14 protein-coding genes are annotated in these 12,908 nt (G+C 52.7%); 3 read left to right on the forward strand and 11 right to left on the reverse strand.

The features are described from left to right. Positions 1 to 5: 5 nt before the first annotated feature. Genes O3S68_RS15240 through O3S68_RS15250 form a run of 3 tightly spaced genes read right to left on the reverse strand, consistent with a single transcriptional unit; the run spans position 6 to position 2,851 of the window. Positions 6 to 1,205 (reverse strand): MFS transporter, encoded by a 1,200-nt coding sequence (locus O3S68_RS15240; protein WP_269232024.1) that lies wholly within the window; start codon positions 1,203 to 1,205, stop codon positions 6 to 8. A gap of 39 nt (positions 1,206 to 1,244) precedes the next feature. Continuing rightward, the gene (locus O3S68_RS15245; protein WP_160268837.1) at positions 1,245 to 2,006 is read right to left on the reverse strand and encodes an SDR family oxidoreductase; all 762 of its coding nucleotides are present in this window, start codon (positions 2,004 to 2,006) and stop codon (positions 1,245 to 1,247) included. Positions 2,007 to 2,035: 29 nt separating this feature from the next. Continuing rightward, entirely contained in the window at positions 2,036 to 2,851 is an 816-nt protein-coding gene (locus O3S68_RS15250) for an SDR family NAD(P)-dependent oxidoreductase (RefSeq protein WP_160268840.1), read from the reverse strand. Positions 2,852 to 3,066: 215 nt separating this feature from the next. Here O3S68_RS15250 and O3S68_RS15255 point away from each other — a divergent pair, with 215 nt between their 5' ends. Continuing rightward, complete coding sequence (locus tag O3S68_RS15255; protein WP_017459235.1) at positions 3,067 to 3,390, forward strand: hypothetical protein; 324 nt, start codon at positions 3,067 to 3,069, stop codon at positions 3,388 to 3,390. A 523-nt stretch (positions 3,391 to 3,913) separates the two neighbouring features. Then, the gene (locus O3S68_RS15260) at positions 3,914 to 5,452 is read left to right on the forward strand and encodes a carbohydrate porin (protein ID WP_269231848.1); all 1,539 of its coding nucleotides are present in this window, start codon (positions 3,914 to 3,916) and stop codon (positions 5,450 to 5,452) included. A 42-nt stretch (positions 5,453 to 5,494) separates the two neighbouring features. On the opposite strand, the gene chbG is transcribed toward O3S68_RS15260, so the two are convergent. The 7 genes from chbG to O3S68_RS15295 all read right to left on the reverse strand — a co-directional run bounded on the left by chbG (position 5,495) and on the right by O3S68_RS15295 (position 11,688). Next, positions 5,495 to 6,253, reverse strand: a complete 759-nt coding sequence (gene chbG, locus O3S68_RS15265; protein ID WP_269231849.1) for a chitin disaccharide deacetylase — start codon at positions 6,251 to 6,253, stop codon at positions 5,495 to 5,497. 12 nt (positions 6,254 to 6,265) lie between these two features. Next, positions 6,266 to 7,621, reverse strand: a complete 1,356-nt coding sequence (locus tag O3S68_RS15270; RefSeq protein WP_269231850.1) for a 6-phospho-beta-glucosidase — start codon at positions 7,619 to 7,621, stop codon at positions 6,266 to 6,268. Between the two features lie 54 nt (positions 7,622 to 7,675). Next, the gene (gene chbR, locus O3S68_RS15275) at positions 7,676 to 8,515 is read right to left on the reverse strand and encodes a transcriptional regulator ChbR (protein ID WP_017459239.1); all 840 of its coding nucleotides are present in this window, start codon (positions 8,513 to 8,515) and stop codon (positions 7,676 to 7,678) included. Between the two features lie 13 nt (positions 8,516 to 8,528). Further along, positions 8,529 to 8,876, reverse strand: coding sequence for a PTS N,N'-diacetylchitobiose transporter subunit IIA (gene chbA / locus O3S68_RS15280; protein ID WP_249880871.1), 348 nt, complete (start codon positions 8,874 to 8,876; stop codon positions 8,529 to 8,531). A gap of 45 nt (positions 8,877 to 8,921) precedes the next feature. Further along, positions 8,922 to 10,280: a PTS N,N'-diacetylchitobiose transporter subunit IIC gene (gene chbC, locus O3S68_RS15285; RefSeq protein ID WP_020455001.1), complete on the reverse strand. Its 1,359-nt coding sequence runs from the start codon at positions 10,278 to 10,280 to the stop codon at positions 8,922 to 8,924. Between the two features lie 80 nt (positions 10,281 to 10,360). Then, a complete protein-coding gene (locus tag O3S68_RS15290) occupies positions 10,361 to 10,696 on the reverse strand; it encodes a PTS sugar transporter subunit IIB (RefSeq protein WP_071925221.1) in 336 nt (111 codons plus the stop codon). A gap of 314 nt (positions 10,697 to 11,010) precedes the next feature. Next, positions 11,011 to 11,688, reverse strand: a complete 678-nt coding sequence (locus O3S68_RS15295) for a type 1 glutamine amidotransferase domain-containing protein (RefSeq protein WP_045511097.1) — start codon at positions 11,686 to 11,688, stop codon at positions 11,011 to 11,013. A 378-nt stretch (positions 11,689 to 12,066) separates the two neighbouring features. Between O3S68_RS15295 and O3S68_RS15300 the strand changes: the two genes are divergently transcribed. After that, positions 12,067 to 12,324, forward strand: coding sequence for a YdgH/BhsA/McbA-like domain containing protein (locus O3S68_RS15300; protein WP_097407311.1), 258 nt, complete (start codon positions 12,067 to 12,069; stop codon positions 12,322 to 12,324). A gap of 95 nt (positions 12,325 to 12,419) precedes the next feature. Here the strand turns inward: O3S68_RS15300 and O3S68_RS15305 are convergent, their stop codons facing one another. Further along, a complete protein-coding gene (locus O3S68_RS15305; RefSeq protein WP_045511094.1) occupies positions 12,420 to 12,803 on the reverse strand; it encodes a DoxX family protein in 384 nt (127 codons plus the stop codon). Between the last annotated feature and the right edge of the window lie 105 nt (positions 12,804 to 12,908).

A 12,908-nucleotide genomic window follows, 5' to 3' on the forward strand; every position in this document is an offset into this window, starting at 1 on the left:
ACCCTTTAACATGCGCTGGCGGCCTGCAAAGCCTGGCTCCGAACGCGTAATCGTTCAGAGATCCATAAACTGATAAGCGCCAACAGTAAAAACAGGACTGCGCTTAGCATCACACCATAAAAGCCGAACAGCGGATAGAGCCATGAAGCGACCGCCGAGCCAAAACCAATGCCGCAAAACATAAATGCGCTGGTCAGGGCGAGCGAGATCCCGCGTGTCGCCGCCGACGCGATCTCGACAATCCGCCGCTGCTGGGTTGGCCACAGAAGATCGGTAGAAAACGCCCACAGCACCAGTAACAAATAGAGCAGCGCCAGCTTACCGGGCAGGATCATAAGCAGCAGCATATCCAGCACCAGCATAGTGATGCCAGTGACCAGTAACCGTTCGGCGCTATAACGGCGTGCGGCGCGGCCAACAAACAAGTTCCCCAAAATCCCGGCAACACCAATCACCGTCAGCGCAACCGAAACACTGGCGGTATCGCCCTGCCAGCGATCGCGGATCATCGGCGAAATAAAGGCATACATGTCATACACGCCGGAGGTAATGAAAAAGACCACCAAAAATGCCGCCAGCGATTTGCCATCCATTAATACCTGTCCCACCTGGCGTAAACGGATGTCCACCCCTTTAACGATGTTCGGCACCGAGAACCAGACGGCCAGCGCGGTCAGCACACTCACCAGCGCGACAAGGGCAAATAACGTTCTTGCCCCCCAACCATTTGCGATCCACGCCGCCAGCGGAATGCCGACCATACTCGCCATGGAGACGCCGAGCAGGATCGTGGCAATAGCGCTGCCGCGTTCATGTTGCGTGACGAGTTCCGCGCCGAGCGCCACCAGCACCGGGCCAATCAGCGATGCGCCCAGCCCCATCACCACACGGGAGATAACCAGCGCGGTGTAATCGGGGGCGATGGCGAAAATAAACGCCCCGAGGCCGAACACCAGCATCCCGGCCAGCACCTGGTATTTGCGCATCATATGACCCAGAAATACCTGCGCCAGCGGTGCGCTGATGGCAAAGGTCAGGCCGAAAATAGCGAGTAAACGCGCGCTTTGACCATCGCTTAACCCCCATTCATGGGAGATGGCGCTCAGGCTGCCCGCTACCGATAGCGCCCCCGTGGCCTGAATAAAATACGCCAGGCTCAGCGCCCACAGCGCGCGTCGTTGCGCCAGAGATAACCGATTATTCATCATTCACTCCTGCTGCGGGGCCCAGGCCCCGCAATTCGATTACGCCACAGGGATCGGGTTGTCCACCATCGCCTGGTTAAAGGCGTTGACCATCTCATGTTCATTCGCACCAGGGTTGGCGCGCGCGGGCAGCACACTATCGACAATGGCTTCAATGGTATCGGTGCCCAGCTTGTCGAAGGTCTGCTGGATAAAGTCCGGCAGCGGCATCGCACGGGTGTCGCCACTTTTATAGATCAGGTCGGTATCCACCCACGGCGGCGAAATTTCAATAACCTTGATGCCAAAATCCTTCAACAGGAAGCGCTGGGACAAGGTGTAGGAGTGGATCGCGGCTTTGGTCGCTGAATAGAGTGCGTTACTGACGAGAGGTAAGAACGCCAGAATCGAACTGTTATTGATAAGTACCGCGTCCGGCTGCTTTTTCAGATGCTCAATAAACGCCGCGCTTACCCGCACCGGGCCTAACAAGTTGGTGTCTAACAGCGTGGTGGCCATCGCGTCATCAAGTTCCCCGGCGGGGTTGTCGAACGGCATAATGCCCGCATTGTTGATAACCACGTTCAGCGCCGGGTAGCGCGACAGCACCTCATGCGCCGCCGCTTTGATGCTTGCGGCCTGCGTGACGTCCAGCACCACGGAATCCATGCCTGGGTTGGCTTCTGTGACGTTATCCAGCAGCGCTTTTCGCCGCCCGGAGATGATCACTTTATTGCCCAACTGGTGAAATTTTTCCGCCATCGCACGGCCAATGCCTGAAGTGCCGCCGGTAATAAAAATCGTATTGCCTGTCAGTTTCATAAAGAAAGCCCTCTGTTTGAAATGGATGTTCAGTGCGTGGTAGCCGGGCGGTAGCGCTCAGCCGGTACGTTGCTGGAGAGATTGGGCAGCATGGCCTGTCGGCGCTGTTCCATTGCCTGCCAGTCCGCGTCGTTGTGCAGTGAGGGGATGGTGACAAGCTCACCCTGGGCGAAGCCAACCAGTGCGGCGTCGACCAGGTCGTAAGCACTCATCACAATGGATTTATCCAGCTGTTCCAGCGGCAAACCGCCGTTGTCCCAGAAAGGCGTTGCTGTTGCGCCGGGTAACACGGCCTGGATCTGAATGCCTTTCTCCGCCAGTTCATGATGCAGCGACTGGCTAAACGCCAGCACAAAGGCTTTCGTCCCGCCGTAGACCCCGTTCAGCAGTTCCGGTGCGATGCCGACAATCGAGGAGATATTGATAATGGCGCCCGCGCCGCGTGCCACAAAACCGGGAACGACCGCGTATGTGAGGCGGGTCAGGGCAGTAACGTTGAGGTTAATCATCGCCTCCATCTGATCGACATCGCTGGATAACAGCGGCGTGTGTGTCCCGACGCCGGCGTTGTTCACCAGCAGCGTGATGCTGGCATCCTCACGCAGCTTCGCTTCCAGCGCCCGCAGTTGTTGGGCATCGTTTAAATCGGCGGCGACGGCTTCCACATTGCGGGCGGTATCCGCCGTGATGTGGCTGGCCATCTGGTTCAGGCGGTTTTGGTTACGGGCGACGATAATCAGGTCATAGCCCATTCTGGCCAGGCGGTTGGCGTAAATCGCGCCAATACCGGTTGATGCGCCGGTGATAACAGCCGTGCCTTTGTGCGGTTGTGTAGCGATGGTCATGCAAGACTCCTTGGGTTCAGCAATGAATGCGATGGAAGCATCATAAGCAAACCCTGCATGTCTTAAATGACGTTTATAGGCGTGATTTGGGACATCTGGTGACGTCTGTCGCCGTGTTGTTTTCACTGTAAGCCTCAGGCTTGTCGCGTGCGCTTTTCAAAGGGCGGGCGGAGAGTTGTCTACGCTTAAAAGAAACAGCATGGTGAGGAGCGCGGATGAGCAAGAAGATTATGCAGGAGTACCTGGTGCTGGGCGGTAAGCATCATGGCGAGGTGTGGCGCGGTGTTTACCCGGCCATGGGGCTGAACTTATCAAAGCATGATGAGCGTTACGGGCAATTTTTCGACCGGGAAGGGCAGCAGAAAATCGAGCTGTCACGCAAGGAGCAATATTTCATCTCTGAATGGATCTCCCCGCAAGGCCAGACTTTTTTGTTAGCCACGGCGGAGGATCTCACAGAATTTGATATTGAAGAGGAGATTGAACGGATTACGCCGCCGCTGCGTCCGCTCGATGGCGCGGTAGAGGACTGGATTTAAGCGTTGGCGAAAAATCCACGGTGGCACGTGGATTTTTTCAGGATGGTTATATTGGCCGCAACGCAGTTATCCCTGTTTTTTATTCCAGTACGCTGCTTATATTTCCTGATATTTCATAAAGCCTCTATAAATCCTTCACGTTACGTAATCCATTTATCACTATTATTAGCTGAGTCTTTTAAATGACAGGTTAATAATAAAATAAAACTTTAGGATTATATTATTTCCTGTTAGGAATGCCGTTTACAGAACAATGTAATATCCTTTTGTTTTCGCATTAATTTTGCGAGATAGATCAAATAGAGTGGAATTCACAGTGGACACCCATATTCGCTCTGCATGACTATTGTTATCGATGTAGCACCTCTGCGTCATCTCCAGGGAATATTTGAGATAATAATTAGAATTTTGCTTATTAAGCGTTCTCCCGCTTCTTCATGGTTTTTATTTATGAAGAAGCGGATTTATTCACGTAACGCATGCCACTCACTTATTTGCTTGCTATTTACAAAGGGAATTTTCAATGAAGAAAACATTGCTTGTGCTGTTTATCCCGGCCATCTGCGGTAGTGCCTGGTCGCAAAGCCTGACGGTTGAACAGCGCCTGGCACAGCTGGAAAAACAGTTACAGGAAAATGCCGTTGAATTATCACAGACCAAAGCGGCATTAAAACAGTATCAGGAAACTGAATCCGAAAATAAAAGTAATAAACCTGTAACGACGGTCGTTAATAAACAAATCACAAACAATGCCGCAGCGGAAAAAACAGCGCCAACGCTGAAAGAGATTAGCAACGTTGTCAAAGAAGATATCGGTTTTACCTATTCCGGCTATCTTCGTTCCGGTTGGGGCGCTGCCAGTCATGGATCGCCACAACCTTATGCCGTTGGATCCGTCGGACGATTTGGGAATGAATATTCCTCGTGGTTCGATCTGCAATTCAAACAACGCGTCTACGACCAGAATGGAAAAACAGCCCATGCGGTGGTGCTGTTCGACGGCAATGTGGGTGAGCAATATGGCGACGCCTGGTTTGATAAAGATGCAGAAAGCCGACTGCAATTTTCTGATATTTATCTGACCACCAAAGGGTTTCTCCCTTTTGCGCCGGAAGCGGACTTTTGGGTCGGTAAACACAACTTACCGAAATATGAAATCCAGATGCTGGACTGGAAAAGCCACCTCACCGAGAGCGGCGCGGGTGTGGGCATTGAAAACTGGCAACTTGGCGTAGGGCAGATCAATGCCGCGCTGGTGCGTCAGGATTTGAATGCCCATGCGGTGAACTATCCTGCCGCCAGCGAGGCGCTGCAGGTGAATACCAATACGCTCGATGTGCGCTACAACAATATCCCGCTGTGGGATAACGCGACGCTGGCTCTGCTTGCCCGTTATTCGGTGGCAAACAAATCCGACACTTATAAAAACCGTGAGGATAACGGCAGTTACTACAGCATTAAAGACGCGTGGCTGGCCGGTATGGTTGTTCGCCAGGCGCTTAGTGCGGGCGGTTTTGAGGAGTTTACCGTACAGGCGGCGGATAACTCGCTCGCCAGCGGCTTTGCTCAGCCATTTGGCCCCAGCCCAACGTATGGTTATGGCGACAACTACTATGGCGAGCACAGCTACGGTAAAGCGTTTCGCCTGATCTCGCAGGGCGAAGCGTACCCGTTCTCCCATGTGGTAATGGCGCATGCGCTGATCTACTCGGCGGGTAACGATATTTACAGTTACGATACCGGCGCGCATACGGATTATCACAGCTTCCGTGCGGTGGTGCGCCCGGCGTGGATTTGGGACAGCTATAACCAGACCGGGGTGGAGCTGGGATGGTTTACGCAGACCAACAAGCAGCAGGGCGTGAACTATCATGAGCAGGGTTATAAAACCACGCTCTACCACGCGCTGAAAGTTGACACCAGCCTGCTGGCTTCGCGACCGGAGATCCGTTTTTATACGACGTATCTTCGCGCGCAGGATAACGGCATCAGCCATTTCCAGTTTGGTGACCAGAAAAAAGATCAACTGGCGGTGGGCGTTCAGGCCGAAGTGTGGTGGTAACAGCTCAACGTTGCGGCGCAAAAGTGCACCGCAACGCGTGGGTTAAATATCGAGAAAGCTCCCCAGCCGGTAGCCGCGCTCGGCAATTGCATATTTCAACGACACCGAGGTCAGCACGTCCAGTTCCGTTAAGCGCGGGTAACAGTAACTGCTCTGGCGCACGGTGTTATCGATAAACGCCGGGTGGCACATGATCTCCAGCGAGCTTTCTCCTCGTGCGTTAGATGCATCCAGAGCCTGTAAAAAGAGCGCTTCGGAAATCGCTTCGCCGTAAAACGCACTGCTAAAGCCCTGGGGCGTGCGCAGTGTGGCGGGTAGCCCGAAATCTGGCGGCAACGCGGGGCGATCGATGCGCAGCGCCACGCCGCGCTGTGCGGCGAACGCTGCGACGATGGGCAGGATCTGCGGGATCATATGCACATGGTGATGGCTGTCCAGATGCGTCGGTTCCCGGCCAAACAGGGCAATAAACCGTTGATACTGTGCTTCCAGTTCACCGGCTATCTCTTCCAGCGGTAGCGCATCCTCCTGCGCCAGCTGCCAGATCCATTTCCCCAGTTGCCCGTCACGCGTAAGTCCGGGCATGGGCGTCAGCGGTTTACCTAACGTCAGCGCAAAATGCATGCCGACGCCGAGCAAGGGCTCGCGCTGACTCAGCCCGGCGGCATGCTCCACCGCATCGCCGTTGACCAGCGCGGTCGTTGAGGTGACAACACCATGGCGAAAGCTGTCGATAATGCCGTAGTTCTGCCCTTTGCTGAGACCGAAATCATCCGCGTTAACAATCAATAAGCATTCCATAGCCCGTCCCGGTTAATGATGTTCAGCTTTCAGTTGCGCAAGGGTACTGGCAAAGTTTGGCAACCATTTTTCGTGGGCGAGCAGCATTTCACGCGCCAGAATTTCCGCGTCGCGATCGGAGTGGATCAGCGGGCTAAGGCTCAGCGCCAGCAAGACATCGTTCAGCTCGCCGCTGAGTGCCGCTTTGCTGGCCGCCACTTCAAAACCTTTAATGGTGTAGATAAGCCCCAACACTTTCTCATCAAAGTGGGTGACGCGCGGGTGCGGTGTTGCGCCGTTGCGCCCCAGCGTACAGGTCATCTCTACCGCCCAGTCCGCCGGGATATTGTCGATATGCCCGTGATGCGGAATATTCACATAGTGCTCGGTTTGCTTGTCGTTATAGATAGCGTTGATCACTTCACAGGCCGCATCGGAATAGTACGCGCCGCCGCGCTGCTCAAGCTCTTTCGGTTTCACCTTCAGCTCAGGATCTTTGTACAGCTCAAATAGCTGTTTTTCGACTTTCTGTACCACCTGCGCCCGCGCGCCGCCTTTGTAGTACTCGCCCATCTCAATCGCCAGCATCTCTTTTTGCTTAAAGTAATAGAGCAGATAAGAGCAGGGCAGCAGGTTGAGTGAGCGGATCAACCCTTCGCTAAAAGGCAGGTCAAAAATATTCTTCACCGAGGAGGCTTTCAGCCTGCCGGAGGCCACACCGTCGAGCAGCTCCGCAAAACGCGATTCACCATTAACCAGCACATCTTTAATAAACACCATGTGGTTAAGGCCAAACAGATCCATGGCAACATCATCGCTGCTGCTAAGACCCAGCACGTCATGAATAAACATCTTCATGCCGACCGGAATATTGCACACGCCGATAAACTTTTTAAAACCGGTGTGGCGATACACCGCTTCTGTGACCATTCCCGCCGGGTTGGTGAAATTAATCACCCACGCATCCGGGCAGATCTCCTCGACATCTTTGATGATGTCGAAGATAACCGGAATGGTGCGCAAGCCTTTAAACAGCCCGCCCGCACCGTTGGTTTCCTGGCCCAGATAACCGTGACTTAGCGGAATACGCTCATCCAGCTCACGGGCTTTAAGCTGGCCGACGCGCAGTTGCGTGGTGACAAAATTTGCCTCGCGCAGCGCTTCGCGGCGGTCCAGCGTTTTAAACAGTGTTAGCGGGATGCCGGCTTTATCAATCATGCGCTGGCAAAGTTCGAAAATAATATCCAGCTTCTCTTTTCCGTCCTCTACATCGACCAGCCATAATTCGGTGACCGGCAGTTCGTGGTAGCGCTTAATAAACCCTTCCAGTAATTCCGGGGTGTAGCTGCTACCGCCGCCGATGGTGACGACTTTTAATTTCTGCTTCATGATTTCTCCCTTCGTGTCAGACACGGTGGTGTAAAACGTTCAGCCCGCACGCCGTTACTGGTTGATTTCCGTTAACCTTTTTCGGTAGCTATTGGGGGTGAATGAGGTCATTTTCTTGAATGTTTTAATAAACAGGCTTGGGCTGCTGTAACCCGACTCATAAGCGATATCGGTGACCGAATAGTTGGTCATTTCCAGCTGCTTCTTGGCAAAATCAATGCGGATTTCATTGATGATCTGCATCGGCGTTTTGCGGTAATAACGCCGGGTGGCGCGGGTCAGATACTCCTGCGATTTCGCCGCCAGCTGCACCATATTTTCCATCGCGTTTTCGCCAAACTGCGTTTTATCGTGCATTGACTCAATGGTGGTTTTTAACCACTGCGGTGTGTCATCCACCACCTGCTCTTCACGGTAGTGGCGCAGGCGGTTAATGACATAAAAGGTCACCGCCTCGATAAATTCGTCCAGCCCGGTTTCGCGGAAATTGAGTGAGGCGATAACGGTTTCCACATAGCTCAGAAAAGCGCTGCTGGCGCGGTAGGCCTGCGAGGCGACAAAACAAAATGGCAGCAGGGCAAGATAATGCTGTTCAAAAAAGCGTTTACTGATCCCCACATTGAGTATCCGCGTCGCGCCAAATTCATAGAAACTTTGGTGGTGCGAGCCCAGCGGGATAAAAACGAAATCACCGCGTTCAAGCAGCACGCGCTTACCATTAATCTCCTGGTAATAGCGGCCGGTTAATACCAGCGTGAATTCGTAGTAGTCGTGCTGATGCAGCCCGCTGGCGCTCTCCGTCTTGTTGTAGATAAACACATGGAAATTTTTACCGTTAAACAACTGCTGTTCGTGAACGGTTTTGATCCCCAGCGTGTTGATCGAAGGCTGCATTATTCACTCCTTGTTATTTCAGTTTTTCGTGAAGCTCAATCAGTTCCGTTATCAGCTCGCGCGCCAGCATTGATGTCATCAGATGATCCTGCGCATGCACCAGCACCAGGCTCACTTTCATCCGGCCTTCGCCCTGATCGCCCTCAATCAGTTTAGTCTGCACCAGGTGTGCTTCGTTGAGCGCCAGCCTTGATTGCTCCATCAGCGCTTTTGCGCCGTCAAAATCACCCTGTTTAGCCTGTTTCAGCGCGGTGTAGGCCAGGCTGCGCGCGTGCCCTGAGTTAATGATTAAGCCCATCACCACTTCTTCCAGCTCATCGGCCGGGGTGGTGCTCTCCAGGACGGTATCGAATTCGAACATCGTTGCTCCTCGCGTGGTTTCCGGCGGGGGGCCCGCCGGGTTCGGTCAGAATTTCAGTGCATTAGCGATATCTTCTTCGCTCTCTTCCTGCTCAATGGCGTTCTGCGCTTTGTTGGCGACCATCACGAACGGCAGGTAAACCAGCGTTGCAATGCCTAAGTTGAACAGCGCGAGCAGCAGCGCGGCGATACTGCCGTTGGTGTTAAAGAATGCGCCCAGCCCGGTTGGCATTGTCCACGGTGCAATGTTGGTGATCGGTGGAATAAAGCCGGTGTAGTAGGCCAGCAGCGTAATGGCGGCAAGTATCGGCTGCACCAGAATGAAGGGGATAAACATCACCGGGTTCATGATGATCGGCAGGCCGAACAAAATCGGTTCGTTAATCTGGAACAGGCCGGAAGGCAGACCCAGCTTCGCCACCTGGCGGTAATCTGCGCGACGTGAAGCGAGGAAGATGGCGATAATCAGCCCCAGCGTTGCGCCGCTGCCGCCCAGGAAGATATAGGAGTCGAGCATCGGTTTCGCCCAGACATGGAACGTTTTACCCGCTGCCAGCGCCGCTTCAACCGAGCCATATTGTTGATAGACAGAAATATTTTCCAGCGCCCATGGTGTCATGATGCCGCTGTCCAGCGCGGTCAGCGCCAGCGAACCATGGATGCCGAAAAACCACAGCAGCGGCACAAACAGTACATATGCCCAGCCGACCACACTGCCCAGCGAAGCCAGCGGCGTGGAGATGGTGTCCATGATAATTTGATGGAAATTGGTGCCGTAGTGATTCAGCGCCCAGGCGATAATCCCCATAATCGACAGAATAATAAAACCGGGGATCAGCGCGGAGAACGAGCGCGCCACCGAAGCTGGCACACTGTCTGGCAAGGTGATCACCCAGTTGCGTCGCACGATAAAGGTGAACATTTCCGCCACGGCCAGGCCAATGATAATCCCGGAAATAATATTCGCCCCGCCTAACCAGTTGGCGCCAACGGCGTAAGATTCACCGACGCTATACGGTGTGACGGTCATAAACGCGGCAATCGATAACAACCCGGCGGCCAGCGCATCCACTTTGCGCTCTTCCGCCAGCGCCATGCCGATAAAGAAGGGGGCCATCAGCGACATAATGCCCAGCGTGCCGTTATAGACGTTGCCGCCGATGCCTTTAAAACTGTTCAGCGTTTCAATGGTCGAGGCATCCAGCCGAATGCCCAACGAATAAAAGAACGATCCTTCGCCAAAACTCAGGAACACGTTATTAATTAAGACAAACATCGCCCCGGCGAGGGTCAACGGCATTAAGCGGATAAAGCCGTTTTTAATGGCGTTAACATGTGGCTGTTTGCCGATTTTTACCGCAAAAGGCACCAGTATCTTTTCAAGTGAAGCAATGGCATTACTCATAGAAAAATACCCTTAAATACCGCAATGCAACATCGCGGTGAATGTGTGGGATCACTGTGTGATAAGCGAACGCAAAACGTTTAGTTGGCGGCGGCTTTTTTTATTGCCGCCACGGCGGCCTTCAGAACACCTAAACCATCGACTTTGCCGTACAGCGAGGCGTCGATCACTTCGACAGGCTTATTGGGAAGCAGACGCTGGATATCCGGTAACATCCAGGCGATTTGTGGACCTAATAAAACAACATCGGCCTGCGGGCCTTTTTCACTTGCGAGTGTCTCGGGAAATGCTTCAATAATGACCGGGACTTCATATTTTTCCGCCTGGGTGCGCATCTTCGACACCAGCAATGATGTCGACATGCCCGCAGAACAAAACAGGTAAATATGTTTCTTTTCCATAAAAACGACCCTCATTGTCCGATGATCCGCCAGCCGGACTCGTTTCTCTCTCTTCGTACTGGCGGTGCGCCTAACCAAAATGACTTTTTTCTTCGGTTGAAACAAGTATACGGGAGGGTTATCGGTGCGGGTATTTCATAAGGCTCCAAAATTGTCTCTGGTTGACCTGGTGCTTTGCGGGCCTTCACATTTTGGGCAATTTATCGTTAAAGAGGTGGGGCAGGCGGGGATAAGTACGGTTCAACTATTTCTGGATGGCACTGCGTAGCTGCGCAAAAAGGGGCTGTGAGGCGCCGCCATTACGCTGCGGGTAATGGCGGCAACACGCATTATCTCAGCATGGCGACTAACGCTTTCGCCACGGCTTCGGAACTGGCCGGGTTTTGCCCGGTGATCAGTTTCCCGTCTTCGACGACGAACGGTGCCCAGTTCGGCCCTTTGTCATACTTCGCGCCGAGCGATATCAATTCGTCCTCCACCAGAAACGGCACTACGTTGGTCAGCTCAACATCCGCTTCTTCGCCGTTAGTAAAGCCGGTCACTTTACGTCCTTTCACCAGCGGATCGCCGGCGGCGGTTTTCACATGGCGCAACACGCCCGGCGCGTGGCAGACAAAACTCACCGGTTTACCGGCACGTTCAAATGCTTCAATCAGCGCAATCGAGGTGTCGGATTCGGCCAGATCCCACAGCGGGCCGTGGCCGCCGGGGTAAAAGAGAGCGTCAAAATCCCCGGCGCGTATGCTATCGAGTTTAACGGTGTTAGCCAGCGCCTGCTGGGCCGCCGGGTCGGCTTTAAAACGGTGGGTCAGTTCGGTCTGAAAATCCGGCAGATCGCTTTTCGGATCGAGCGGTGGCTGACCACCGGCGGGCGAGGCGAGCACAACCTCGGCGCCCGCGTCTTTGAATACGTAATAAGGGGCGGCGAACTCTTCAAGCCAGAAACCGGTTTTTTTACCGGTATTACCCAGTTCGCTGTGGGATGTCAGCACCATTACTATTTTCATGTTACCTCCGTCGTGATGCGTTATCAGCGGCATTACCGTTGCCATACTGAATGAAAAAGTCGTTCAGTAAGCATAGCGATGAATATCGGCTTTACCGGGATTGTCGGAAAACTCCAGGCTTAAGCGTTACAGCATTCACACTTTATTACACGTCACTACACCACAAATTATTTTCTTTAATTCGTTTCGCTGTGGGTGAATGTTTGATTATGCATTGCGGTCCATTTTTTCTTTTATTCAAAGAAATGTCTAATCCTGTAAATAACGCCAGTCTGACAAAGTTGTTATAAAACTGTCAGCCGCTGGTCAGCATGCGCTGCGTAATATCGCTTACGTTGAAACATCATTATCCCCCCCTCTTTTATGCGGAGCTTTATTATGAAAACCATTATTAACACCGTGCTTGCTGCAACACTGTTTAGTGCTATCTCTTTCGGCGCGTATGCCGCGCAACCGGTCACCGACGATAGTGGCCTGGTGCCGATGGGTACCATTTCAATTGCCAAAGCCGATACGGTTGCGGATCTCGAAGCGCAAGTTCAGCAAGCCGCTGAAAAAGATAATGCGAAATACTATAAAATCATCTCCGCCGGTGGCGATGAGTATATTTATGGTAATGCGATTCTGTATAAATAATCGCGTGCAATAACCCCCGATCTTTCATTCGCTAAAGACCGGGGGTAATTATTCAGATATTGAAAAAGGCGCCGTGCAAGGCGGCTTTTTGCTGGCTATGATTTTTGTGGTTCGCGCGCCAGCAGGTAGAAACAGAGCAGACCGGCGCAAATACTCATGTTTTTGGTGAATTGAATCACTTGTCCGGCTTGCTGGGGGCCACTTGCCGCCCAGAATTGATGGAACATAATACTGGTGAGAAAAATATAGAAGATCCATAACAGCGATATTTCTTTTACCCGATAACCAACAATAAATGCAATGCTGCCACCCAGCTCAATGGCAATGGCAAAAATAATCATCAGTCTGCCAATAAGCATATCGCCAAACGGCGTTTTTAACACGTTATCGGTGAAGTTGATTATTTTCCCGCTGCCGCTATATAAAAACAGCGGGGTGATTAAGATACGGGCAATGATAATAATAGTGTGGTTGTTCATGCGTGGTTCCTTGAAGAAGAAAAAACCAATGAGTGGGCATGAGCAGTATATTGGCGGAACCCTGACGGCCGAATGACACCACTCTGTCAAAGTTGTCAGGGAATA

The sequence above is a fragment of the Kosakonia sp. SOY2 genome (assembly GCF_027109175.1).
Taxonomy (GTDB): Bacteria; Pseudomonadota; Gammaproteobacteria; order Enterobacterales; family Enterobacteriaceae; genus Kosakonia.